General features: G+C 45.0%; 21 protein-coding genes and 1 riboswitch. Of the genes, 7 read left to right on the top strand and 14 right to left on the bottom strand.

The window, feature by feature from the left end; all coding sequences use genetic code 11:
• The first annotated feature begins 19 nt into the window (after positions 1-19).
• On the top strand, positions 20-664 hold the full coding sequence (locus R7035_RS09920) for a helix-turn-helix transcriptional regulator (protein ID WP_005380169.1): 645 nt from the start codon (positions 20-22) through the stop codon (positions 662-664).
• Positions 665-787: 123 nt separating this feature from the next.
• Here the strand turns inward: R7035_RS09920 and chrA are convergent, their stop codons facing one another.
• Entirely contained in the window at positions 788-1927 is a 1140-nt protein-coding gene (gene chrA / locus R7035_RS09915; protein WP_213872698.1) for a chromate efflux transporter, read from the bottom strand.
• A gap of 112 nt (positions 1928-2039) precedes the next feature.
• On the opposite strand from chrA, the gene R7035_RS09910 reads away from it, so the two are divergent.
• Positions 2040-2957, top strand: coding sequence for a LysR family transcriptional regulator (locus tag R7035_RS09910; protein ID WP_115386440.1), 918 nt, complete (start codon positions 2040-2042; stop codon positions 2955-2957).
• A 170-nt stretch (positions 2958-3127) separates the two neighbouring features.
• On the opposite strand, the gene ebgR is transcribed toward R7035_RS09910, so the two are convergent.
• Positions 3128-4114, bottom strand: a complete 987-nt coding sequence (gene ebgR / locus R7035_RS09905) for a transcriptional regulator EbgR (RefSeq protein ID WP_258660305.1) — start codon at positions 4112-4114, stop codon at positions 3128-3130.
• A 420-nt stretch (positions 4115-4534) separates the two neighbouring features.
• Between ebgR and R7035_RS09900 the strand changes: the two genes are divergently transcribed.
• The gene (locus R7035_RS09900; RefSeq protein ID WP_017636001.1) at positions 4535-5122 is read left to right on the top strand and encodes an outer membrane beta-barrel protein; all 588 of its coding nucleotides are present in this window, start codon (positions 4535-4537) and stop codon (positions 5120-5122) included.
• A gap of 38 nt (positions 5123-5160) precedes the next feature.
• On the opposite strand, the gene R7035_RS09895 is transcribed toward R7035_RS09900, so the two are convergent.
• Positions 5161-5712 (bottom strand): gamma-glutamylcyclotransferase family protein, encoded by a 552-nt coding sequence (locus tag R7035_RS09895; protein ID WP_213869636.1) that lies wholly within the window; start codon positions 5710-5712, stop codon positions 5161-5163.
• A gap of 182 nt (positions 5713-5894) precedes the next feature.
• On the opposite strand from R7035_RS09895, the gene R7035_RS09890 reads away from it, so the two are divergent.
• Positions 5895-7079 (top strand): NnrS family protein, encoded by a 1185-nt coding sequence (locus tag R7035_RS09890; protein WP_005380186.1) that lies wholly within the window; start codon positions 5895-5897, stop codon positions 7077-7079.
• A 73-nt stretch (positions 7080-7152) separates the two neighbouring features.
• Here the strand turns inward: R7035_RS09890 and R7035_RS09885 are convergent, their stop codons facing one another.
• From R7035_RS09885 to R7035_RS09865, 5 genes are all read right to left on the bottom strand, one after another.
• Complete coding sequence (locus R7035_RS09885; RefSeq protein WP_005380188.1) at positions 7153-8106, bottom strand: CorA family divalent cation transporter; 954 nt, start codon at positions 8104-8106, stop codon at positions 7153-7155.
• Positions 8107-8382: 276 nt separating this feature from the next.
• Positions 8383-9942 carry a glycerol-3-phosphate dehydrogenase gene (gene glpD / locus R7035_RS09880; protein WP_033905559.1) on the bottom strand — a complete coding sequence of 520 codons (1560 nt, stop codon included), beginning with the start codon at positions 9940-9942 and terminating at the stop codon, positions 8383-8385.
• Between the two features lie 176 nt (positions 9943-10118).
• The gene (locus R7035_RS09875) at positions 10119-10910 is read right to left on the bottom strand and encodes a DeoR/GlpR family transcriptional regulator (protein ID WP_005380192.1); all 792 of its coding nucleotides are present in this window, start codon (positions 10908-10910) and stop codon (positions 10119-10121) included.
• A gap of 159 nt (positions 10911-11069) precedes the next feature.
• A complete protein-coding gene (gene glpK / locus R7035_RS09870; RefSeq protein ID WP_005380193.1) occupies positions 11070-12587 on the bottom strand; it encodes a glycerol kinase GlpK in 1518 nt (505 codons plus the stop codon).
• A 59-nt stretch (positions 12588-12646) separates the two neighbouring features.
• On the bottom strand, positions 12647-13501 hold the full coding sequence (locus tag R7035_RS09865) for an MIP/aquaporin family protein (RefSeq protein ID WP_005380195.1): 855 nt from the start codon (positions 13499-13501) through the stop codon (positions 12647-12649).
• A gap of 897 nt (positions 13502-14398) precedes the next feature.
• Between R7035_RS09865 and glpT the strand changes: the two genes are divergently transcribed.
• Both glpT and glpQ read left to right on the top strand, forming a co-directional pair.
• Entirely contained in the window at positions 14399-15763 is a 1365-nt protein-coding gene (gene glpT / locus R7035_RS09860) for a glycerol-3-phosphate transporter (protein ID WP_005380199.1), read from the top strand.
• A 56-nt stretch (positions 15764-15819) separates the two neighbouring features.
• Complete coding sequence (glpQ, locus tag R7035_RS09855) at positions 15820-16875, top strand: glycerophosphodiester phosphodiesterase (protein ID WP_025768218.1); 1056 nt, start codon at positions 15820-15822, stop codon at positions 16873-16875.
• A 70-nt stretch (positions 16876-16945) separates the two neighbouring features.
• Here the strand turns inward: glpQ and dapD are convergent, their stop codons facing one another.
• From dapD to R7035_RS09830, 5 genes are all read right to left on the bottom strand, one after another.
• On the bottom strand, positions 16946-17977 hold the full coding sequence (gene dapD, locus R7035_RS09850) for a 2,3,4,5-tetrahydropyridine-2,6-dicarboxylate N-succinyltransferase (protein ID WP_025768219.1): 1032 nt from the start codon (positions 17975-17977) through the stop codon (positions 16946-16948).
• Between the two features lie 323 nt (positions 17978-18300).
• A complete protein-coding gene (locus R7035_RS09845; protein WP_318146114.1) occupies positions 18301-19221 on the bottom strand; it encodes a GGGtGRT protein in 921 nt (306 codons plus the stop codon).
• A gap of 23 nt (positions 19222-19244) precedes the next feature.
• On the bottom strand, positions 19245-19937 hold the full coding sequence (locus R7035_RS09840) for an iron-sulfur cluster assembly scaffold protein (protein WP_262651760.1): 693 nt from the start codon (positions 19935-19937) through the stop codon (positions 19245-19247).
• Positions 19938-20069: 132 nt separating this feature from the next.
• Positions 20070-20145: riboswitch (Fluoride riboswitch) on the bottom strand.
• 155 nt (positions 20146-20300) lie between these two features.
• Complete coding sequence (locus R7035_RS09835) at positions 20301-20600, bottom strand: YebG family protein (RefSeq protein WP_005380208.1); 300 nt, start codon at positions 20598-20600, stop codon at positions 20301-20303.
• 128 nt (positions 20601-20728) lie between these two features.
• Positions 20729-21655, bottom strand: coding sequence for a LysR substrate-binding domain-containing protein (locus R7035_RS09830; RefSeq protein ID WP_262651762.1), 927 nt, complete (start codon positions 21653-21655; stop codon positions 20729-20731).
• A gap of 109 nt (positions 21656-21764) precedes the next feature.
• Between R7035_RS09830 and R7035_RS09825 the strand changes: the two genes are divergently transcribed.
• A complete protein-coding gene (locus R7035_RS09825) occupies positions 21765-22739 on the top strand; it encodes a TDT family transporter (protein ID WP_258660299.1) in 975 nt (324 codons plus the stop codon).
• 75 nt (positions 22740-22814) lie between these two features.
• Here the strand turns inward: R7035_RS09825 and R7035_RS09820 are convergent, their stop codons facing one another.
• Positions 22815-24638: a DUF3413 domain-containing protein gene (locus R7035_RS09820; protein WP_025768222.1), complete on the bottom strand. Its 1824-nt coding sequence runs from the start codon at positions 24636-24638 to the stop codon at positions 22815-22817.
• Positions 24639-24678 lie beyond the last annotated feature (40 nt).

Below are 24678 nucleotides of genomic sequence, written 5' to 3'. Positions count from 1 at the left end.
AAGTTAATGTGGTGGGACTATGGAAAAGAAGCACTTGATACTGCTAGCTGAGAGTAATTTACAAAGTAACTTAATAAAAAAACAGCTGTCTTCCATTCATGATGTCGATGTAAAGATAATGCAACCAGATGAAGTGGTGTTCAGAAGTCACTCACTCAGTATCGATTTGATGTTTATTGATTACGATTTTATGCGTCAGCTTGAAGTACAAGGAAAGTTACCAGATTTTGATCTATTTGGGTGGTCCTTTATGCTTCACAACGTCCCTTGTGAAAAAGTACAAACGGACTTACTGCATTGGAAGTTGTTAAAAGGAATTTTGCTCCGAAGTGCATCAGTGACACATATATGTGATGGCGCGGAATACGTACTGAAAGGTGGGTTGTGGCTACCAAGAATGTACCTAGAGAAGTTAGTCCTCAATTATCGGCATGCAAATTTGTCCGAAGAACAGCAGCATGATGAGTTAACATGCAGAGAAAAACAGATTCTAGAGCTACTTGTGTACGGCATTTCAAATCAACAAATTGCTTCAAGACTTTTTTTATCTGAAAGTACAGTGAAAAGCCATATATACAAGTTGTACAAAAAACTCGATGTCCATTCTCGTCATGATGCAGTTAAGTTGGTAAGAATGAACAATGGCTTAACCGAGAGAAGTTAAGTCATAATTTGTGATGCTCTTTTTATCGGGGTCTGTTCCGTTTTCACTATCTAATCTAAGCAAGGGCACTCGTATTTGAGTGCCCGTGGTTTATCTAGATTCAATAGTTGGCGTATCAGCAGGCTACATCATGCCCGTGACAAGGCCTGCTGCCACAAAAAACACGATCATCCATAGTACCGAAAGGTTGAGCTTTTTGTGTAGATAGAAACCCGCAATCACTAACGCCATGTCGATGGGAGCAACAACTGCGCTGCTAAATACTGGCTGGTAAAGTGCCGCGAGTAGTAACCCTACTACCGAGGCATTTACACCGTTGATGGCGCCGGAGACCAGCGGTTTGCCTGCCAGTGCTTGCCAGTTCTTAAGAACGCCAAGTAGTAAAAGAAACCCAGGGAGGAATACGCCAAGCGTTGCGATCAGAGCGCCTAAAATTGGCGTATCCGAAAGCTCATAACCGATAAAAGTAGCAAAGGTGAACATTGGCCCCGGTACAGCTTGTGCAGCGGCGTAGCCTGTTAAAAATGCATCTTGGCTGAGCTGGTCGCCAACAATGTTTTGCAGAAGCGGCAGAACCACATGACCGCCACCAAACACTAAGCTACCAGCTTGGAAAAAATCACTAAACAGCCCAAGCAAAGGTAACGTATGAGCCACTAACGGTAAGCCGAGTAAAAGCATCGCAAATAGAGCTAATGGCGCGATAGACGGTTTAAACGGCTCGGCTGATGGCGCGGAGTCTTTCTTCAGATATCGCATTCCGACAAAACCTGCTGCGATCAACACGAACATTTGCGTCATGATGCTTGGTGCCACCAGCAACGCAATCGCAGTCGCGACGCACAAACCCGCGGTCAGTTTACTTTGGCAGAAGTTTTTGTACATGCCCCAAGTCGCATCCGCCACGACGACGACTGCGAGCAGTTTTAGGCCGTGAACGATGTTTTGGAACACTGCGGTGTCGGTGATTTGGCTGCTCACCATCGCCAGCGCCAACATGATGACCACTGAAGGAAGCGTGAATCCGACAAATGCTGCGCATGCGCCACCTAAACCGCCACGTTTATAGCCTAAAGCAAAGCCAACTTGGCTTGAGCCCGGTCCCGGCAAAAACTGACTGAGCGCGACAATTTGCGCGTACTCGCTGTCATCAAGCCATTTCAGTTTCTCAACAAAGGTTTGGCGAAAATAACCAATATGAGCCGCCGGGCCGCCGAAGCTGAACCAACCCAGCCAGAAAAAAGTTTTGAATATGGTGAACATGTCGAGCCTGTTTATCTAAAAAGCATTGTTGCTAATTTATCGAATGCTCTAAAATGACTCAAATTGATGATTTTAATTTCATCTATGAATGAAATGGGATGAGGATGTTGGAGTGAAAGAGGACATTCAGTGGCGCAACATTGACTTGAACTTATTGGTGACGTTTTCCTACTTGTATCGCTATCGAAGCGTTAGCGTCGCGGCAGAGAAAAGTTACGTTAGCCAGTCGGCGATGAGTCATAGTTTGTCTCGTTTAAGGTTGTTGTTTGACGACCCGCTTTTTGAGCGAAAAGGGCACAAGATGGAGCCCACCGAGCACGCTCACCACATCGCGCCAACTGTGCATCACTTGTTGGATTCTATCGCCAAAGACTTGCTCACTAAGTCTGCCTTCCAACCTGAAAATTACGCGGGTGTATGTCGCATCGGGTTAACGGATTATGCCGAGTTTATCTTTGCTCCTCGGCTTTATGACGAAATACGCCAGCGCGCCCCAGAGGCGCAGATCAGTTTTATTAACGTCAATCGTAGCAACTACGTGGCATTAACTGAGCACGAAAAGCTCGATGTCATTATTGGCAGCATGCCGGTGTTGGATGACAACTTTGAGAGCTTGTACTTGTACACCGAAAAACACGTGTGCATGTGTGATAAACAGGTGTTGAAAGGGGAAACACAGCTGTCTCTGGAAGCGTTCGCGAACATCGAGCAAGCTCTGGTAAGTCCCGATGGGAGCTTAAAGACACAAGTAGACCAAAAGCTCGCAGAACATGGCTTGAGCCGCAAAGTCACCGTGGCGTCGCGCAACTTTCTCACTATTCGGCATCTATTGAAAAAGCGCGATCTCATTGCCATCGTGCCAGAAAAAATGGCGTTGGCGGAGGGCTTTTCGGACGATCTCATTACTGTTAAGCCGCCGATCGCCGTTGCGGATTTTGATATTGCTATGCTGTGGCATTCCAGCCGAAACAATGAAGACAAAGGCATTTGGCTACGCGAGTTGGTTTCTTCGACCATCACCTCTAAATGATAAACATTTGGGGCACTCATGGTGCTTAGAGTGATTTGTTGTTGAACTTCTTACTACCCGCTGAGTTATCGGCGTTACGCCGAAACAGTACTGATTGTGCAAAATGAATATCTTGGGTTAGGGGGGGATGTTCCAGATTTAATTCATAAAAGAGATTAATGGAAAAGGTATCATTGAGTTGTACCACGTAGTTTAAGCTCTGTTTGAACGTATACATGAAGAGGGAGTAAGCGTCCATCTCGGTATTTTTCCACCAGTAAGTTCACTCCCTGAGTTCCCATCAACTCAGAGTGAATACGAATTGTAGACAACGGCGGAAAGGTAAAGCGAGCAGTAGGAATATCATTCATACTAATCAGCGTAATATCCTCTGGTATCTTTAAGCCAAATTCATGGATTGCACGTACTATGCCAATCGCGATGGAGTCTGAATCAATGAATACTGCTTTCGGGAAGTCACCTTTGGCTAGCATCTCTTTCGCTAAGTTATAACCGGACAAACTAGAGCAGGCACAATAGTGTATATCATGTTCTGCGACCACGCCTTTTAGATAGCCATAGTCCAAAAACACATTTTCACGAGTGTCAGCTGCGTCGTGCTTGTCTTGACCGCCAATATAACCGATGCGGCGGTGGCCTCGTTGTACAAAGAAATCAACTACTTGCCTACTGATTCGAATAAGGTCGACATCAACGCAATCATAAGGGCAGGTTGGATCTGAAAAGTTTATGTAGCAAATGCTATCGGCTAGACGTTTAGGTAATTTATCTACTACCTTTTGGTCGATATTTCCGACTAAAAGGACACCTGTTATCTTTTTCGTTTCAACATCAATTTCACTGTTATAGCAATTGGTTAGCGTAATACCTAATTTGTCGCATTGCGTTTCAATCCCATGACGAATTGATAAGTAGTAAGGGTCATTCACCTCTGTTTCTTGTTTGTAGTTATATAAGGCTAAAAAGTGATGTTTTTGCTTAGCTTCTTTGATGCCTTTCTTCGAGCTACTGGTGCGGTACTCCAGTTTTTCTGCAATTTCCAAAATGCGGTATTTGGTTTCTTCTTTAACGCTCAACGTTGGGTCGTTGTTCAAAACCCGCGATACGGTTGCAAGTGAGACGCCTGCTTCAATGGCGATATCTTTTAGCTTTGCCATGTAAATTTCCCGTTGGCACTGCCCAAGTGTGAGCTCAATAATCTGACTATTTTAAACAGCTACTTAGAGATGCACAAACCTTTAGTAAGACAGTCCTAAACACTTTAAATCATCATATCAAGCCAAATTGTTTTCATGAAATAGACTCTATTGAGTAATAAATAAAGCCGTAAACGTAAGGATTATATTGCTGTAAAAATACTGAAAAACGCGACTGGTTTGTAGACTTGCTACTTGTGGTAACTCTAGTACTTAATAGAAGTCGAGCTGTTTAGAGTTTAAACAAGCAAACGTTTTATTGTTCATGTTTATGTTTTGTGTCTCATTTTATAAATAAATCAATAGGAAACTATTCAACTCTATTTATAATCACCGCGCTTTTAAAAGCTGTCTAACAGTATGAAAAATTAGGAAATTATAATGAAAAAAGTATTGCCATTATTGGCTTTAGGTGCAGTGGTTGCTTCAGCATCAGTTCAAGCAAAAGGTAACTGGTATGTTGGTGCTGATTTGGTAAATTCAGATCTTAAAGTTAAAAGCTTGTCAAAAGATTTTTCTGCGACAGGTCTTAGCCTTGCTGTAGGTAAAGAGCTTCAATATTCAGAAAACTTCAAACTAGCTTTTGAAGGTGAGTACATATACTTTGGCGACTTTGAAGAAACATTTTCTTACATGGGGTGGCCGGTTAAATTTAGTGTTGATGCTTCTGCGTTCAATTTCAATGCGAAGCCTAAATACCAATTTGCAGGTACAGGCTTCTATGTTGGTGCGATTGCTGGCCTTGGTGTAATGAGTGTTTCTTATGAAGTGAAATCATCTAGCACTGTTACCGATGATGGTCGTGATGTAGGCTTTAACTACGGTGTTGAGGCTGGTTATGAGTTCGCTTCAGGTTTGGTTGTATCTGGTGGCTACCGTGCTTCTTCGGTAAGTATTGATGCCGAAAACGGTGGCAGCGAAGATTTTGATTTTGACAGCCTGTACGTTGGTGTTGATTACAAGTTTTAAGCTCGCGTAAGCAAAACATAGATACTAAAAAGGAGCCGTTAGGCTCCTTTTTTGATCAGATTATCAATCAACTCATAATGGTGCTCTTGTACGCCTGCAAGGTTGCCATATTTGGGTTGGTGGCGGTCATTTTCTTTCGCGTGTTGCCAGCCAATGGTGTGACGCACAAAATGCTCTGCAAACGCGTGGGAAACTTCCAAGCAACCTGCCAGTACGGTATCAACATAACTTTGCATGATTGGGCTCTTTTCGCATGGTGGTAGTGGCTCGTCTTTTACGTAAACCCAAATGTCATGTTCTTGGTTAAAACTCGCATCTGTTTCGATTTGATCTGGCTGAAGTTGAATACGATGATAACCTCGCTCACGGCGGTCGAATTCTGCGAGCGCTTCTTCATTTACTTCGAGTAAAACGCCATTAACCTGTCCATCGCCTTGGTTCACCACTAATGGAGAGAGGCTGTAGCTGTCGTCAATCTTCCCCCAGTAGCGAACCAACCCATGTGCTATGACGGGAATGGCTTCTCCCGTTTGTCCGGTTAACTTACGCGACGCAGAATTAATCAAACTGCCATAGCCAAATATGTACATTGTCGTTGCATCCCTTAACTGATAGTTGTGCCTCTCATGTTTATACCTAACCCGCATCTGAAGCACAACTTTACCTCTTAAGTATAATCTTAATTATAAACATGTATTTTTTATACATGTTTATGGTAGCATCAATATGTAGTTGAGTTAACCAGCATCGAGAGACGCTTGAGGGCAAGATAATGCTGAATATCACCGATAAAAAAGTAGAAGAAAAAATCCCCGCATGGCTGCGATTAGGCTTTCGGCCGTTTTTTCTGTTTGGGTCGATTTACGCCATTGTTGCGATTGCGTTGTGGGTGTGGATGTTCCAAGGCGGACAGCCAAACGCATTAGCCGTGCCTGCATTATGGTGGCACGTACATGAAATGTTGTTCGGTTTTTCGATGGCCATTGTAGTTGGCTTTGTACTGACCGCGGTACAAAACTGGACTGGCATTAATGGTACCAAGCATTACATGCTTCTGGCTTTATTTGGCTTGTGGTTAGTGCCCCGCATATTGCTTTGGACACAAGCACCGTTATGGTTAACCAGCAGTATCGAAGCGGTATTTTTACTGTTTGTCGCCTATGAGGTGGGCATTCGTGTGTATCGAGCCAAAGGTTGGCGTAATTTGTTTTTCGTTCCACTGTTTCTTTTAGCCATCTTTGCGAACTTTGCAAGCTACGCAACGATAAAAGGTATGCCGCCCTTTAGCTCTTCAGCGGTGTGGCAAGCAATGCTGTGGTGGTTTACCTTGCTGTTGTCAGTGATGGGCGGACGTGTAATTCCATTTTTTACTGCGCGTCGATTTAATTTCGAAAAAGCGCAACCATTGGCTTGGTTAGAGTGGTTCGCGAACTTGCCATTGGTAATGCTATTTGTGCTGAGCTTTTTCCCTGTGACGTTTGCAGAACTAGGTAGTCCTTTGATGCTATTTGCAGGTGTTGCTCAGTTGGTGCGTTTTGTTCGCTGGAAACCTTGGTTAACCCTGAACGAGCCTTTAGTGTGGTCGCTGCATGCTGCGTATTTGTGTTTACCACTAAGCTTAATTTTGCGAGGCGTCTGGGGAGATGCATTTGCCAGCCATAACCTCATTCACCTGTTTGCGATAGGTGCGTTAGGCGGTTTGATTTTAGCGATGATTACACGGGTGACGATGGGACATACTGGTCGCATGATCTACAAAGGGCCAAACATGAGCCTTGCGTTTGCAGCGATTACCGCGGCAGCTTTGGTTCGCAGTTTCGCCGTGATCTTTGATCCAGCGAACATGATACTGTGGATTGATATCAGCGGTGGATTATGGATTGTTGCGTTTGGGCTATTTGTGTGGCGCTTTGGTGTGATGCTTGTGACCCCTCGTGTGGATGGTCACCCCGGATAAGATTCTAATGTGAGTAGAGAAAAGAGGAGCCGCGTGCTCCTCTTTTGGTTTTTGTTCTTTATAGGTTTAGTGTTTATTCGTCTTCGTCGTCCGCTTTATTCGTGAGCCCCAAGCGTTTAAATAGCCACCACTCTAGACCAAAAATGACAATTAAGGCGATGCAGAACCAGGTGAATGCCATGGTGGAATCCACGCCTGGCATTCCACCAACATTGATACCGAGTAAACCTGTTAAGAAGCTGGTTGGTAGAAAAATCGTTGCTACCAAAGTAAACAGGTAACTGTTTTTATTGGTTTTCTCATCACGATGATGTTTGATCTCTTCTTGGAAAAGCGCCACTTCTCCAAGATAAAACTCAAGTGTTTCATTTATGCGCGTAATATTATTGTGTGCGAAGCGATATTGATGAGGTCTCAAAGCAATCAATTCTGATTCTGACTCCACAAGATCACGGATAGCGTACTGCTGAGGGCGAATAAAACGCTTGATAGAAATCAGTGCTTTTTGAGTCGCCATATGTTTGTACGTCGACTCATCATTCACGTCGAACTGGTTTAGTGTTTCTTCAATCGTATCAAGGTAAATGTCTATTTTACTGTTTAATCCTTCAATGATCTGATGAAGTAAACTGGCAAGACTTTTTGGGCCTTTGTGTTCCGCTAATGCTTGGCGAATCTCCATGATCGCGCGTGATGGAATTTTACGAGTTGAAATGAGTGCGCCTTGAAAGTAGAGAATTCGAATACTAAGCATATCTTCTGGTGATGCATTGCCGTTCATATTGACGCCTCGTAAAATCAACATGAAGTTCTCGTCATCCAAAGGATGGAAAGATGGTCGGCTTTCGTCGGCTAATAGATGATCAACCGTAGCTCGAGGTACTTGGTTTTGCTCCAGCCAACCACGAATATCAGGATGCAGCCGTTCGCAATGGTACCAATGCTTAGCTTGAATTTGCTCTGCCGTGGTGGATTGTTGAGTTGCTTCTGGGGTTGAGAAGTCCCAATGTTCAATCATAAAACCCATTTTCTTTTCCTTGTTTGAGCCGATACCAAAATAACCTCAAGATACTTCTTTCGCGAGAATTGCATTGCCATACAGAGGCAATGCTCTGAGTACGGTACTCTGAAGTCATTGATGCATTATTTTTCAAATGAGTATGATTGTATTTAATGCCAAATGTCTATGAATAGTTGTTCTTATTTGCAATCGAGTGGAGCGCACCAAGGTGTTGTGCTTAAACAACAAAACAAAAAGCCTGCAACTAAGCAGGCTTTATTGTGGGGGGAGGGAGGGGAGCTGTTAGCCAACTTGAGAAAGATTAACCACTTTCTGTTGTAGCTTTTTCTTTAAATAGTCCGTTAAGGCCTGTTTTTCTTCCTCGTTCATGTAAAGACCAAGCTTAGTACGGCGCCATAAAATGTCTTCATCGGTCATTGCCATTTCATGGTTCATTAAGTAATCGATCTCACGTTGGTAAACACCACCGGCTTGTGTCGAGAACGTTTGTCCTAAGTCAGCTTCACTTGTTGTACCTTCCATTAAGTTCCACGTTTGGGTACCAAACTGAGTGACATAACGAAGAATCAATGCTTCTGGCGCCCAAGTGTATTTAGCATGAATTTGTTTCGCTAATTGTTCACGACTACAGCTGAAGTTACCACCAGGAAGGGTTTGGTTGGCCGTCCAGTCTTTACCCATTTCAGGTAGGAACGGAGCAAGTTTCTTCATTGCTGCTTCACCTAACTTACGGTAGGTCGTTAACTTACCACCAAAAACAGAAAGCAGAGGTGCATGGTCGTATTCCGCATCGAGCTCTAGCGTGTAGTCTCGTGTGATTGCTTGCGGAGAGTCAGATTCATCGTCACATAAAGGACGAACACCGCTGTATGTCCAAACTACATCTTCGCGAGTCAACTGGTGGACAAAGTGTTGGTTTACGATATCAATGAGGTAATCGACTTCGTCATCTGAGATCGACACTTCACGTGGGTCACCTTTGTATTCCACATCTGTTGTACCAATGATTGAGAACTTATCTAAGTAAGGAATCATAAATACGATGCGATTGTCTTTGTTTTGAAGAATGTAGGCTTGCGGTTCGTTGTGGATACGAGGAACAACGATGTGCGAGCCTTTGATTAAGCGAATGTTACGAGGAGAGGCTTGCTCTAATCCATCATCAAAGAACTGTTTTACCCAAGGCCCCGCAGCATTGACTAACGCTTTCGCTTTACGTTCGAAACGTTGGTCTGTCATCACATCGTGAATAGTAACATGCCAGATACCACCTTCACGGTGTGCTTTTTCCACGCGGCAGTAGTTACGCACTTCAGCATGGTTTTCGCGAGCCGCAAGAACGTTCAGTAATACTAAACGTGCATCATCAACCCAACAGTCAGAGTATTCGAAACCCGTTTTCATCTCTGGTTTTAGCAAGCCAGATTTCGCAAGGTTGACAGTTTTACTGCCTTGCAGCGTCGTACGTTTACCCAAATTATCGTAAAGGAAAAGGCCACAACGAATCATCCAAGCTGGGCGTAGGAATGGGCGATGCGGTAAACGGAAACGCATTGGTAGTGCGACGTGTGGTGCTTTACGAAGAATAACCTCACGCTCTGCGAGCGCTTCCGAAACTAAACGAAACTCGTAGTGTTCAAGGTAGCGTAAACCGCCGTGTATCAGTTTAGAACTTGCTGAAGAAGTCGCAGATGCGAAGTCATTTGCTTCGTATAAGCCAACACTCAAACCTCGGCCAGCTGCGTCTGCTGCAATACCAGCTCCGTTAATGCCGCCACCGATTACGATCAAGTCTAAGGTAGTGGATGAGCTAGTAGTGGAAGCATTATTTTGTATACTCATAAATTTGACCCCTTGGTGAGCGAACGAGCATTTTAGAACATAATATAATCCTAGCTCAGCTTTCGTTTGTGATCATCTATTATTTTCGTTTGTGAGCGTTTTGTGTGATTTAGACACAAAAAAACCTCTGTCTAATTAAGACAGAGGTCATTTGAGGGGGAGTTATACGATTGACGTTACTCGTTTTCGGAGTTTGATTCGTTAGCTTCAACCACTTCAAGTGGGATAGAAGCTTCCTTCAAAATTGACAAGATTTCTTCTGGTGGCTGCTTATTGGTAAAGATCATGTTGAGCTGTGCAATATTGCCTAGTTTTACCATAGCATTGCGCCCGAACTTGGTGTGGTCTACGGCAAGAAATACACTACGGCTATTGTCAATGATCGCTTGTTTGACCCGGACTTCGTGGTAATCAAAGTCTAATAGCGAGCCATCGAAGTCGATACCGCTAATGCCGAGAATGCCAAAGTCGAGACGGAACTGTTTAACGAAATCGAGGGTAGCCTCGCCAACAATACCGCCGTCTCTGCTGCGGACTTCTCCACCCGCTAAGATGACTTTGATTTCAGGGTTAGGGAAAAGAATGGTCGCAACATTGATGTTGTTGGTGACAACACGCAACTGTTTATGGTTTTTATTGAGCGCTCGCGCAACTGCTTCTGGTGTGGTGCCGATATCGATGAATAGTGTGGCACCATCTGGAATGTGTTTGACTACCTCGTCTGCAATGACATCTTTTTCATTGAAGTTGAGCGCTTTACGCGTGTTGTAAGATGTGTTTTCAGAACTGAGAGGAATAGTGGCTCCACCGTGATAACGACGAATTTTGTTGTCATCGGCGAGTTCATTGAGATCGCGTCGGATGGTTTGTGGGCTGACATTGAATCTTTCTACCAACTCATCCGTGCTGACATAGCCTTGTTTTTTCACCAGCTCAACAATCTGCTGGTGTCGAGGTATTTGCTTCACTTACCACTCCCTTGTGCATTGGTAACGGCCAATGCTTCAAATTCGAAGCTCTATTGTGCTCGAATTTGCTCGTTGTGAGAAGTAAGCGAGTTCAGGAATCGGGGATAAAGCGCAAAAAGAGCGCACAAATGGCGCTCTTTTTTTCTTATGGAGATGAGATTAATCTTCTTCGTCGTGAAGTTCAGACCAGGTTTGTGCACATTTCACTGCACGTTTCCAACCCTTGTAACGACGATTGCGTTTTTCTTCATCATCGTGTGGCTCAAAGGTGCGATCAAGTACCGCTTTATTCTGCAACTCATCAATGCTATCCCAGTAACCAACGGCAAGGCCGGCAAGGTAGGCTGCACCAAGAGCGGTAACCTCAGTTACTTGAGGGCGGTGTACTTCTGTGTTCAATACATCGGATTGGAATTGCATTAGGAAGTTGTTCGCTACTGCACCACCATCGACTCGAAGGTTCGCAAGCTTAATGCCTGAGTCAGCTTGCATCGCATCCAGTACGTCACGAGTTTGATAAGCGATGCCTTCCAATGTTGCACGGATGATATGGTTTGAATTCACACCGCGAGTAAGGCCGACAATCGTGCCACGTGCGTAGGCATCCCAGTATGGAGCGCCTAAACCAGTAAATGCAGGCACGACATAAACGCCGTTTGATGTATCCACTTTTGTCGCGAAGTATTCAGAGTCTTCTGCACCGTTTAGGATTTTCAATTCATCGCGTAGCCATTGGATAGAAGCTCCACCCATGAATACGGCACCTTCAAGTGCATAAGCTGGTTCGCCTGCAGGACCACAAGCCAAAGTTGTTAGAAGACCATGTGTCGAAGTGACTTTTTCTTGGCCCGTATTCATTAGCAAGAAACAACCCGTACCGTAAGTGTTTTTCGCTTGGCCAGCTTCCACACACATTTGGCCGTAAAGCGCCGCTTGTTGGTCACCTGCGATTCCAGAAATAGGAATACGAGTACCGCCTTTACCACCGATGTTGGTTTTACCGTAAATTTCCGATGAGCGCTTCACTTCTGGCATCATAGATGCTGGGATGCCAAGCTCATCTAACATTTTTTGATCCCAACATAGATCGTTGATGTTAAACAGCATGGTACGCGATGCGTTAGTGTAGTCGGTTACGTGAACGCGACCTTGAGTCATCTTCCAAACTAACCAAGTATCGACAGTACCAAACAACAGCTTACCTGCTTCTGCGTCTTCTCGTGCGCCTTCAACATTGTCCAGAATCCATTTAACTTTGGTACCGGAGAAGTAAGGGTCAAGCACCAAACCAGTGTTGTCACGTACATAGTTTTCGAGACCGCGTGCTTTTAAATCTTCACAGATATCAGCAGTACGGCGACATTGCCATACGATCGCATTGTAAACGGGTTTACCGGTTTCTTTGTTCCAGACGATGGTCGTTTCACGCTGGTTAGTAATACCGATAGCCGCTAATTGGTCGCTACGGATGCCAGACTTAGCTAGAGCTTCTACTAAGGTAGAGCTTTGTGTTGCCCAGATCTCCATTGGATCATGTTCAACCCAACCAGCTTCTGGATAAATCTGAGTAAATTCGCGTTGCGCGACGCTTACGATGTTCGCATCATGATCAAGAATCACAGCGCGAGAGCTTGTTGTACCTTGGTCTAGGGCAACAATGTATTTTTGCTCAGTCATGGTAAGAATCCTTTTGTTTCGTTATTTATATTTTAGTAAATGTTCGAGTTACGTCAGTTTTAAGCTCTAGCTTCTTCTGTTTCTTCTTCCGTCTCACATTGGTTTGGAATCGTACAACCGTGGCCTTGTTGTGGAAGGTAAGCGGCAATCGCTTTTGGATACAACCAACCACCAAAACACGCACCTGCAATCGGAGCAAGTAAAGGCACGATAAAGTAAGGAATGTCTTTAGCACCTGTCAGAGCGTAATCCCAACCTGCGAAGTAAGCGAACAGCTTCGGTCCAAAGTCACGAGCAGGGTTCATAGCAAAGCCTGTTAGTGGGCCAAGTGAACCACCGATGACGGCAATCAAAATACCGATCAATAGAGGGTTCATTGCGCCACGTGCCGCGCCGTTATTTTCATCGCCCAGAGCCAGAATCGCAAACATCAGTACAGCAGTGATAACGAATTCCACAGCAAAAGCACCAAAGAAAGAGAGAGAGGCATGCGGATAAGTCGAGAAGATACCAGCAGTTGCTAGTGCATCTTGGCTGCTGCGAACGAAGTTATGAGCGATTTCGTAGTCGGTGAAAAGGTTGCTGTATAAGCTGTATACCAATGCAGCAGAACAGAATGCCCCAAGCATTTGAGCGATAATGTATGGCACCACTTTCGCCTTATCAAAACCATGGAACATAGCAAGTGCGATGGTAACGGCAGGGTTGATGTGTGCACCAGAGACGCCAGCCGTACAGTAAATAGCGATGGCGACACCGAAGCCCCATACAATACTGATTTCCCATTGTCCAAATGATGCGCCTGTTAGAACTAAGGCTGCAACACAGCCTACGCCGAAGAAAATAAGTAGTCCTGTACCGATAAACTCGGCCAAACATTCTCCGAGCAGAGAGGGGTGTTTGTTCGTTGTCATGTTAAAAGTCCTTTGATCATTTTTGCCTGTCTAGCACGATACTATTGTGCATATATAAACGTTTGCGAAAACAAACGAGCGTTAAAAATGAGCGTTTGAGCATAAATTTGTTAATCAAAGTCTTCGTTTTTGTTAAATGGCGCATCTTTTAACCGGAAAAGAACACAACGAAAATAATTTATTTGTCACGAGGTCAGTGTTGAGAGCGCTCAAATTACCGATGTGAAAAAGAATGCACAACTGGTAAGAGGAGTTTTGTGAAGCTGCTACGTGCTTGGAGATTTATTACACAGAACTTGTGTAGCAGTTAACCCTAAAGGAGTAGGAGAATGTCAAATGTATCAAGGGCTAGCAGTGATATAAAAAAATACGCTGTCATGTTTGGACTTTTAGAAAAAATCGTCATCCCATTGATACCAATAGGATGAGTTGAGAAGAGAATAAACGCTGTTAATGTCTTGTGTTTGTGAATCATTGCTTCGGCTTGTATTCAAATAAAAATTGTTTTTTTTATTTCGTTTGATGCTAAACGTGATCGTTTTTCAGCTTTTTAGTTATTAGTTGGTTCGGAGCGAGTAGGGCAGGCGTAAATCGCCCTTTTTACGGTTAGTTTATGTTCTAATTCGAGCCTTTGTTTCAAAGGTTTCGAATTGGAATGCTCAAGTGAGAGGTTTGAATATCAGTTTCATATTAACGAATCTTGAGTAAAGTTGAACGATGATCTAATTAATGCTCATATAATTTACTGTATTTACTTATATTTAATCCATGTGCAACATTTGTCACAGAAATAAAATCCTAACTCCATACAATTCATGAACTTTCGAACGAAGATTTATTTTGTTTCGTTCGCTCCTTTTGTGTTTTTACCATCGCATACAAAATAATGAGGTTCCTATGTTTGGAATATTCAAACCTAAGGCGCACATTGATCGTCTGTCCCCTGGCAGCATCGATAGCACCTACTCTCGCCTCCGTTGGCAACTCTTTATCGGTATCTTTGTTGGCTACGCCGGTTACTATCTAGTTCGTAAAAACTTCAGTTTGGCGATGCCTTATCTTATCGAGCAAGGCTTTAGCCGCGGAGACTTAGGTGTCGCCTTGGCAGCTGTTTCCATTGCATATGGTCTCTCTAAGTTTCTAATGGGCAGCGTTTCAGACCGCTCCAACCCTCGCTATTTCCTTAGTGGCGGCCTATTGATGTCTGCATTAGTGATGTTTTGCTTTGGCTTTATGCCATGGGCGACTGGTAGCGTCACTGCGATGTTCATTTTGCTTTTCTTGAACGGTTGGTTCCAAGGGATGGGGTGGCCTGCTTGTGGCCGAACCATGGTGCACTGGTGGTCACGTAAAGAGCGTGGTGAGATCGTTTCGGTTTGGAACGTGGCGCACAACGTGGGTGGCGGTTTGATTGGTCCACTATTTATTCTTGGCCTATGGGCATTTAACGATGATTGGCGCACTGCATTTTATGTTCCTGCATTTTTCGCCACGTTGGTTGCTGTGTTTGTTTGGATGACGGTTCGCGATACCCCTCAGTCTTGTGGTCTGCCTCCTATTGAAGAATACAAAGACGATTACCCAGATGACTATGACAAGTCCCATGAACAAGAAATGACAGCGAAGGAAATCTTCTTCAAATACGTCTTCAACAACAAACTTCTTTGGTCGATTGCAATTGCAAACGCATTTGTTTACCTAATTCGTTACGGCGTACTGGACTGGGCACCTGTTTACCTAAAAGAAGCGAAGGATTTCTCGGTAGATAAATCGTCATGGGCTTATTTCTTATACGAATGGGCTGGCATTCCCGGAACACTATTGTGTGGCTGGATCTCTGACAAATTGTTCAAAGGTCGTCGTGCACCTGCTGGTATCTTATTTATGGTGCTAGTGACAGTTGCAGTGATGGTTTATTGGTTTAACCCTGCGGGCAACCCAACAGTAGATATGATGGCGCTTATTGCAATTGGTTTCCTAATCTATGGTCCGGTTATGCTGATCGGTTTGTACGCACTTGAACTCGCTCCGAAGAAAGCCGCAGGTACTGCCGCTGGTCTTACTGGTTTGTTTGGATACCTGGGTGGGGCAGTTGCCGCAAACGCGATTTTGGGCTACACCGTAGACCACTTTGGCTGGGATGGTGGCTTTATCATCTTAGTGGGTTCTTGTATTACTTCTATCGTGTGTTTGATGTACGCCTTCTTAGGTGAGCGTGCGCACCACGAGCAAAAAGAGCGCGAGAAGGAAGCGCTAGCGTAATATTTGTTTAAAGAGGCAGTGGAATACTGCCTCTTCGCTTTATCAAGGAAATAACAATGAAAACAAAGTCAGTATGTCTTACTTTTTTAGCACTTAGCCTCTCTGCTGGTGCGATTGCAAAGCCGCTTGTCATTGCGCACCGTGGCGCATCGGGCTACTTGCCTGAGCACACGCTAGAAGCCAAAGCACTTGCTTACGCAATGAAACCTGACTACATAGAGCAAGATGTGGTAATGACGAAAGATGACCAGTTGGTCGTGTTGCATGACCATTATCTCGATCGCGTAACGGATGTTGCGGAGCGTTTTCCTGATCGTGCACGTAAAGATGGTCGTTATTACGCGATTGATTTCACTCTGGCGGAAATCAAATCCTTGCGAGTAACTGAAGGCTTTAATATCGATGACAAAGGCAACAAAGTAGCGGGCTATCCAACCCGATTCCCTATGTGGAAATCTGATTTCACCGTGCCGACGTTTGCTGAAGAGATTGAGCTGATCCAAGGCTTAAACAAAACGCTGGGTTATGACATCGGTATTTACCCAGAAATTAAAGCGCCTTGGTTCCATCGTCATGAAGGTAAGGACATTTCTAAAGCAGTACTTAAAGTCTTGAAGCAGTACGGTTACGGCTCTCAAGACGACAAAGTCTACCTTCAGTGTTTTGATGCGAATGAACTTCAACGCATCAACAGTGAACTCATGCCTGCAATGGACATGGACTTAAAGCTCGTTCAGCTTATGGCTTACACGGACTGGAACGAAACTATGGTGTACAAAGGCGACAAGGCAACACCATACAGTTATGACTGGATGTTCGAAGCCGACGGAATGAAGAAAGTAGCGAGTTACGCGGAAGGAATTGGACCTTGGAAGCCGATGCTGGTGGATGATAAGTCAACCAAAGACAATATCATCATCAAGCCGTTGATGAAGGCTGCAAAAGACGCTGGCTTGCAAGTGCATCCATACACGTTCCGCGCCGATCCAGGACGCATTCCAGCGTACACTGACAGCTTTGAAGGCATGATGGATGTGTACTACAACCAAGTAAAAGTGGATGGTTTGTTTACTGATTTCCCAGATAAAGCGGTCAGCTTTTTAAATCAGTAATCACGCATTTTGACTTAAGCTAAAAAATCCCCCAACAGTTTCCTGCTGGGGGATTTTTCTTAACTATTTATTAGTTGTTTTTATGCAGTTCGCTGTTCAGTTCAACCGCGCTCTTGTTTGCAAGACACTCAATTTGACCTGTTACAGAGTTACGACGGAACAGTAGGTCAGAAACACCAGCAAGATCGCGTGCTTTCACCACTTCGACTTCTTGACCGTCAGAATCTAGCATGCGTACTTTAGAACCAGCAGTTACGTACAGACCTGATTCGATAGTACAACGGTCACCCATTGGGAAGCCAAGACCTGCGTTCGCGCCTAGTAGAGAGTTTTCACCGATAGAAACTACAACTTTACCGCCGCCAGATAGCGTACCCATGATAGATGCGCCGCCGCCGATGTCAGAGCCGTTACCAACCACTACGCCAGCAGAGATACGACCTTCAACCATGCTCACGCCAGTTGTACCTGCGTTGAAGTTGATGAAGCCTTCGTGCATTACCGTTGTGCCTTCGCCAACGTGTGCGCCAAGACGTACGCGAGAAGTGTCAGCGATACGAACGCCAGTTGGTACCACGTAGTCCACCATTTTAGGGAACTTGTCTACGCAATCTACGCTTAGTGCACGACCCGCTAGGCGAGCTTCGATTTGACGCTCTGCTAGTTCAGGTAGATCGATTGGACCTTCGTTAGTCCATGCGATGTTGTGTAGTAGACCGAAGATGCCATCCAGTACCGTGCCGTGCGGTTGAACTAGGCGGTTAGAGATAAGTTGAAGTTTTAGGAAGCCTTCAGCAACGCTTTGTGGCTGCTCGTCAGTTGCAAGGATAACCAGTACAAGTGGTTGTGCTGATTCTGCTGCTTTTGCTGCGAAAGATGCGTTTGCAGCATCGCCGTTTGCTTCAAATGCTGCTGCCAGTTCTGCGCTTTGTGCTGCAGAGATCTCGATAGCTTGGTTGCCTTGCTCGTAACCTGCTACTGCTGCTAGTGCGTTAACAAGCGCTTCGCTTGGGTTAAGAACTGGGTTTGGGAAAAACGCTTCGATGATTTTGCCGTCGCGATTTTTAGTTGCCGTACCAAAGGCTAGAGAGAAGAAAGCCATAGTTGATCTCCATGTGTTGAGTCTTGTGTCTCGTCTGTTCACTGACAAGAAATAATTAAGTTGTCAGTCATCATAAAGAGAGTGTTGGGGAGTTTAAAGAGGGGAAATGGAGAAAGTCCGTAGATGGATACCTTTTGTCTTTTTAGAGATATGTTTGTCTGATGAGAAATGTGTCGCAAAAGCCTTCTCAGACCGATTTGGGGTAAAGACAAAGTGAAGTTGGAAAAGGGGCGCAGCAAAAAATAAGGGGAGGACCGAAGTCACTCCCCCTACACTGGGTTTGTTGGATTTAATCGCTTTGGATAGAAAGCGATTAAATCGGCTTAAAGGCTAAGTTCACCGACGGCTACGGCAAGTGCAACCGTTGCCCCTACCATTGGGTTGTTACCCATGCCGATGAAGCCCATCATTGCAACGTGCGCTGGTACAGAAGAGCTACCCGCGAACTGAGCATCAGCGTGCATGCGACCCATGGTATCGGTCATACCGTAAGAGGCAGGACCTGCCGCCACGTTATCTGGGTGTAGAGTACGACCAGTACCACCTCCTGATGCCACAGAGAAGTAAGGCATGCCTTCATGGTTACGTTCTGCTTTGTAGATGCCTGCTACTGGGTGTTGGAAGCGAGTCGGGTTGGTTGAGTTACCAGTGATGCTCACATCCACTTGTTCTTTATGCATGATAGCCACGCCTTCACGTACATCGTCTGCACCGTAGCAAAGGATCTCACCACGTGGACCTTGGGAGAAACGGCGACGTTCTACTTCCACTAACTCACCAGTTTGGTAGTTGTATTGAGTGCGTACGTAAGTGAAACCATTGATGCGTGAGATTAGGTAAGCGGCGTCTTTACCTAAACCATTCAGGATCACTTTCAACGGATTTTTGCGTGATTTGTTCACGTTTAGTGCGATTTTGATTGCGCCTTCTGCCGCTGCGAATGACTCGTGACCGATACCCACTTGGCGTTGCTCTGCCACGCTGCCGGGTTTAGTGCACGCCTGAAGACCTTCACCGATGATGTTTGCTGCTTCTTCTGCTGTTTTTGCTCCGCGGAAAATCGCCAAAGCGGTGCCCAGTGTGTAGGCATCTGCCGCGCTTTCAAACGCGATAGGTTGAGTGTCCATCACTAGTGCTTTAGGGTCGATACCACGATCCATACAGCATTGGTAAGCCGCTTCCAGAGAAGAAAGTTGCATTTCGTCTAATGTGCGACGTACAGATTCAGTAATTGGAGTGTTCATAATCTCTTTCCTCTTGGTGGCAATTATTGTTGGCGTGGGTTAATGGTCGTTACGGCTTCGTCAAAACGACCGTAAGTGCCCGTTGCTTTTTCTGCTGCTTCTGCTGCAGATACGCCTTCGTTGATGGCTTTCATCATCTTGCCTAGGTTGAGATATTGGTAACCAATCACTTCTTTGTTTTCGTCTAGCGCGAGTTTTGTTACGTAGCCTTCAGCCAACTCCATGTAACGCACGCCTTTTGCTTTAGTTGAGTAACTAGTACCCACTTGGCTACGTTGAGTTTGACCAAGGTCTTCCAGTGCCGCACCAATTTCCAAGCCGCCTTCAGAGAAAGCAGATTGAGTACGACCGTAAACAAATTGAAGGAAGATTTCGCGCATCGCGACGTTAATAGCATCACATACCAAGTCGGTATTCAGTGCTTCAAGAATGGTTTTGCCAGTTAGGATTTCTGCGGCCATCGCGGCTGATTGAGTCATGCCTGAACAGCCGATCGTTTCGATCAAAGCTTCTTCGATGATGCCGTTTTTGACGTTAAGAGTCAGTTTTGCTGCACCTTGTTGAGGAGCACAAGCGCCAACGCCGTGGCTAAGACCAGAAATCGCGATAACGTCTTTTGGATTGATCATTGCGCCTTCAACAGGGATCGGTGCAGATACATGAAGATCGCCGCGTTGAATCGGGCACATTGATTGGATTTCGTGTGAGTATTGCATAGTGTTTTCCCAGTGTATTTTTATTTTTTGAGAAAACAGGAGCGGGGTTGGAGAAGAGTTGAATTGCTCACTACAGAACTCTTGCTTTCACAACATAAGCGAAAGCACTTCCAACAGGGCTGACCTGTTTTCGTTTCTGTAGGAGTCATTAGCTTTAACAGCGGTTCGAATCTTTCGATTCCGGTGGTACCCCATCACCGAACCCATTTAGACTAGATCTAAGTCACACTAATCTGCAACATGAAATTTAGAGCAATTTGGGATATTAAATCGGTTCTTTATATTCTCAGAGATATATGGAGATAAACGGAAGGAATAAAAAACGCCGCATAATGCGACGTTTTTTCTAAACAAATGATAGGCTTATGCAGCGTCTTCTTGCTCGCTATCTTCTTCAACAGCTTCAAGCTTCTTTGCTTTTTTTGGTGCAGGTTTACGTTTTGCACCAAGAGCGTAAAGCACTTCTTCTTTGTTTTGCGCAAGGAACATTGCAAGATCTTCTTGCTTACCTTCGTCTTCTAGAAGTTCACTTTTACCCAGCAGTGAGAATAACTCGTCTGCCATATCCAGCATTTTGTCGTATGCGTCAGCTTCCGCTTTAGAGGTAAAAGTCATTTTCTCTTCTCCATTGCGTTCTACCACGTACTTGACGATTACAGCCATGGTTGGTCCCCTAATTTGGTGTATTGATACTGGCTTTTTATACAGTTTTTGACCAATCAAGTCTAGCGACAAGCCTCAGAATGAGAGACACGTACAACTAACTGACTAGCATTTAAACTATCTTGGTTTCACTTTGCGGATTTGTCCGCCAAAGGAAGGTTTGTTGGTCGTTCCCAATCTTGGCAAAATTCGATAAACGTTTTGAGCAATGGGCTTTGATATTTCTCTTTATGAACCAGTAACCAGAAGCGACGTTTCATATCTAAAGGCATGTCGAGCAGTTTTACGCGGCCGTCACGAATAGCAGGTTCTGCAGACAAACGTGACAAACAGCCCAAGCCTAACCCTGCCGATACTGAGTTGATCAACGCTTCGGTGGTATTGAGCTGAAAAGCTTCATGCCAATGTTCCAAGCGCGGCGCGACAACGCGCATAAAAAATTCGCGTGAACCAGAGCCTGCCTCTCGCAATATCCATTCACTGTTTTCTAGCTCGGTTAAGTTTACTGGCCCTTCGTGCGCGGCTGGGGAATTGGGCGCGCAAATCACGCACATTTCATCTTCGCTAAACTGGGTAGACTGCAATTTAGGGTGAAGTGTTTTGCCTTCAATGAGGGCTATGTCTAACTCGTAATCGGTCAGCATGTCGCAGATTTGTGCGGAGTTAGAAATGAACAGACTTTGAGAACGATGGTTCGTTTGCTGACGAAATTCGCTAAGCAAATAGGGCGCGACTTGGTTGCCAATGGTGTCGCTGGCACCAATGCGAAGTTGGCCCGATAGCGCTTGGTCACCATCGAAAATGCTCTCGATGTCCTTGGCTCGGTTGAGTAATTCATCCGCCAGTGGCAGTAGTTTTTGACCTTCTTGGTTCAAAATCAGTCGGTTATTAACACGATCAAATAAGTGATGGCCGATCTGCTTTTCTAATTCTGAGAGTGCCATGCTCACTGCGGCTTTCGATAAAAAGAGACTATCAGAAGCCGCTGTGAGCGTTTTGTGCTGCGTGATCGTCGTAAACACTTTCAGTTGTTTAAGAGAAATGTGACTTGCCATACCCCACCGTTAAGTAATTCTGAACGTTTGTTTTAAATAATTAGATATATCGGAACGAAGTGCAAGCGTATTATACGCCCCATCAAGAGTGAGTCTGGTTGAGGTCATCATGATTCAAAGAACAAAAGCAAAAGTAATGGGAGCGCCAACTCCAATGGCGGGTTTGGCTCTTGGTATTGCAAGCTTGGGCTGGAGTTGGGAAAACTTCGCCGAATTACATGGCTACGGACAGTGGATTAGTGCGGGTATCGCGAGCATATTATTGGCTATATTGGCAACCAAGTTTTTGCTACATAATCATCTATTGAGACAAGATCTTGCTCATCCGGTTGTGGGCAGCGTGGTTCCGACATTTGCGATGGGAACCATGGTGGTTTCAAATTCTCTCGGCCATTTTTACCCATTAGCTGGCGATGCGCTTTGGCTGATTGCGGTGGTTTTGCACATCGTGTTCTTGGTGAGCTTTGTTTACCATCGCGCCAAAGATTTTGAATTGCACCACATGGTTCCTAGTTGGTTTGTACCGCCTGTGGGTATTATCGTTGCGGATGTGTCTTTCTCTGGCAACCCGATGTTAGCACCAGTGGCACAAGGTGCATTGATGTTTGGTATGGTGGCGTACGCGATCATGTTGCCGATGATGATTTACCGTTTCATGTTCACCCATGAAATTCCGGATGCAGCGAAACCAACAATGGCAATCATGGCAGCGCCAGCAAGTCTATCATTGGCAGGGTACTTAACGGTCACTGCGACACCATCACCAGTGATCATCGCTATGCTATTTGGTATCGCGGTATTGATGACAGCCATCATTTACCTCGCATTCTTTAAATTGCTTAGACTGCCATTTAGCCCAGGCTATGCGGCGTTCACTTTCCCGATGGTGATCGGTGCGACGGCGCTGTTTAAAATGGCGAATTGGATGGAGTTGCAAGGATTGGCTGCGCACTATGTTCAACAAGTGCGAGGCTTAGCTGGTCTTGAGTTGATTGTGGCAACATTTGTTGCCTCTTATGTGGCTTTACAATACATCAACAACTTATTGATTCAGCCACGCTTGATGCACGCTCATCACGCTTAAATAGCAGATAGGAAAAAGCCTCTTGGTCTTACAACCAAGAGGCTTTTTTATTTCAATCGGCGTCGATGTTGGACACTAGCCTTTTTTGTAAAATCGCGACATCTCATCCAGAGAATGACGAATGATATCGACAGGAACTTTCTGTTCTTTCTCGACTTTTAACTGGCGATTCAGTTGCTGAGAGTGCCCGCCAGGGTTTACCACAAGCATCAGTTCTTTGCCGACCAATGCATAGTTGTAGTAGCTGCCTGCAATATACCAATCGCGAGAGGCAGAGCTATCAAACAAGTTATGACCAACGCTGTATGAACTCGTTGTGCCTTGAACGTCAAACAGCGTATTCATCATGGTTGGCACGACGTCAAAATGGGTCGTGCGGTAATCAACTTGCTCTGGCTGACGATTTGGCATGTACACGTAAAGAGGCACATGCACTTGAACGTCACTGTAATTACCCGTGTGGCCCCAATAGTTCATCTTATGGTCGTTAAACTCTTCACCATGATCTGATGAAATCACCACAATGGTGTTGTCTAAGTCGACGTTTTTCAGCACATCACCAATCAAGCTGTCGATGTAGTACAACGAGTTCTTGTATCGATTGTGGTAAAGCGAAGCGTCAAAATCGTTGTTGAGCAAAATGTGGTCAACGCGTTCCCAGTATGGTTTGAATTTCGCAAATTCAGGTTCAGGAAACACCGTGCCGTGGGCGGCATCGTAGAACAGAAAACCAAAGTACGGCTTGTCGCTGTCCTGCTTTTGGAACTCGATGAACTTGTCTGTTATCTGCTGATCGCGCTCGACAGCTGTTTCCCCAGTTTGTTTCAGGGTCAAGTCCGACACTTTTTTGAATACCGTGCGAGAGAGTGGCGGACTGGTGAGCGGTGCTGAGCCAAAAATGCCCATGCGGTAGCCTTCTGCTTGCAGCGTATCCATAAAAACAGGAGAGCGTTGACTTGCGTAAAAGCTTTCCCAGTAGGTCGCTGGCAAGCTGTAAAACAGGCTGAAAATACCCGCTTGAGTTGAGTTGCCGCCGCTCATATGTTGTGTGAAATTCACCGTTTTTTCGGCGAACTTGCTGACATTTGGCATGACTTCCGGCGTCGCATCACTGTAGCGCCACGCGTCAACCAAGATAAACAAGACATTGGGCTGTTTCTCTTTGCTTTGCACTTGAATCGGCGCAAGCGGGTAGTTGAGTGAGCTACGTTCAATGTTGGTTAACTCTACGCGGTTCTTCGATGCAATGCTCTCATCCACTAGGTCGTGTTTGTAAATAAATTTACGAGCCGTCAGCGGGTAGTAAAGTGGCCAGTTATTCGAAAACTGACTGACTTCATCTTCGTAAAGGGCATTTTTGTACGCATGAATCATCTGTGTGCTGAGCAATACAGCAAACCAGACGCTGATCAAAACGAACTTAGCTCGGCTTTGTGCCAGTTTATTACTTACCCAAACGGTACAGGCGAGCCCGATCACCAGAACGGTAACTTCACTGACGAAGATAAGCCAACTCATCCACGAAATATCGAAGACATCACCGCCACCTTCGAAAAACATACGGATTAATAGAGCGTTGATGTGAAGTTTGTATTGCTGAAAAACGAGGATATCGACTTTAAACATGATCAATAGACAGATCGCGATAGCGATCACGATGCCTTTGAATACTCGAGTCGGTAGAAAAGAGAGCAATAAACTCAACAACATAAATGGAAGAGCGATCAAGCCCAGCCAGCCATATTGAGTCGAAACCAAATAGTAACCTTGCAACAAGGTTAGCGGTTCATTCTGATTGTTAGACAACACAAAAGGATAACAAGCGATCGACAGGTACACTGCAAAGCAAGCAAAAAAAGCAATCAGCCAAGCGCTGTTGGAAGACAGTTTGCGAAACATACTTTTTGTTTGTTTATAAATTATGGGTAGAGGGAGTATA

The sequence above is a fragment of the Vibrio sp. 1731 genome (genome assembly GCF_033339955.1).
GTDB classification, from domain to species: domain Bacteria; phylum Pseudomonadota; class Gammaproteobacteria; order Enterobacterales; family Vibrionaceae; genus Vibrio; species Vibrio alginolyticus.
This window is presented reverse-complemented; position numbering and strand designations above follow the sequence as displayed.

Coding starts and splice junctions, on each gene's coding strand:
- R7035_RS09920 (WP_005380169.1), top strand. CDS start 20: ATGGAAAAGAAGCACTTGATACTGCTAGCTGAGAGTAATTTACAAAGT.
- chrA (WP_213872698.1), bottom strand. CDS start 1,927: ATGTTCACCATATTCAAAACTTTTTTCTGGCTGGGTTGGTTCAGCTTC.
- ebgR (WP_258660305.1), bottom strand. CDS start 4,114: ATGGCAAAGCTAAAAGATATCGCCATTGAAGCAGGCGTCTCACTTGCA.
- R7035_RS09900 (WP_017636001.1), top strand. CDS start 4,535: ATGAAAAAAGTATTGCCATTATTGGCTTTAGGTGCAGTGGTTGCTTCA.
- R7035_RS09895 (WP_213869636.1), bottom strand. CDS start 5,712: ATGTACATATTTGGCTATGGCAGTTTGATTAATTCTGCGTCGCGTAAG.
- R7035_RS09890 (WP_005380186.1), top strand. CDS start 5,895: ATGCTGAATATCACCGATAAAAAAGTAGAAGAAAAAATCCCCGCATGG.
- R7035_RS09885 (WP_005380188.1), bottom strand. CDS start 8,106: ATGGGTTTTATGATTGAACATTGGGACTTCTCAACCCCAGAAGCAACT.
- glpD (WP_033905559.1), bottom strand. CDS start 9,942: ATGAGTATACAAAATAATGCTTCCACTACTAGCTCATCCACTACCTTA.
- glpK (WP_005380193.1), bottom strand. CDS start 12,587: ATGACTGAGCAAAAATACATTGTTGCCCTAGACCAAGGTACAACAAGC.
- R7035_RS09865 (WP_005380195.1), bottom strand. CDS start 13,501: ATGACAACGAACAAACACCCCTCTCTGCTCGGAGAATGTTTGGCCGAG.
- glpT (WP_005380199.1), top strand. CDS start 14,399: ATGTTTGGAATATTCAAACCTAAGGCGCACATTGATCGTCTGTCCCCT.
- glpQ (WP_025768218.1), top strand. CDS start 15,820: ATGAAAACAAAGTCAGTATGTCTTACTTTTTTAGCACTTAGCCTCTCT.
- dapD (WP_025768219.1), bottom strand. CDS start 17,977: ATGGCTTTCTTCTCTCTAGCCTTTGGTACGGCAACTAAAAATCGCGAC.
- R7035_RS09845 (WP_318146114.1), bottom strand. CDS start 19,221: ATGAACACTCCAATTACTGAATCTGTACGTCGCACATTAGACGAAATG.
- R7035_RS09840 (WP_262651760.1), bottom strand. CDS start 19,937: ATGCAATACTCACACGAAATCCAATCAATGTGCCCGATTCAACGCGGC.
- R7035_RS09835 (WP_005380208.1), bottom strand. CDS start 20,600: ATGGCTGTAATCGTCAAGTACGTGGTAGAACGCAATGGAGAAGAGAAA.
- R7035_RS09830 (WP_262651762.1), bottom strand. CDS start 21,655: ATGGCAAGTCACATTTCTCTTAAACAACTGAAAGTGTTTACGACGATC.
- R7035_RS09825 (WP_258660299.1), top strand. CDS start 21,765: ATGATTCAAAGAACAAAAGCAAAAGTAATGGGAGCGCCAACTCCAATG.
- R7035_RS09820 (WP_025768222.1), bottom strand. CDS start 24,638: ATGTTTCGCAAACTGTCTTCCAACAGCGCTTGGCTGATTGCTTTTTTT.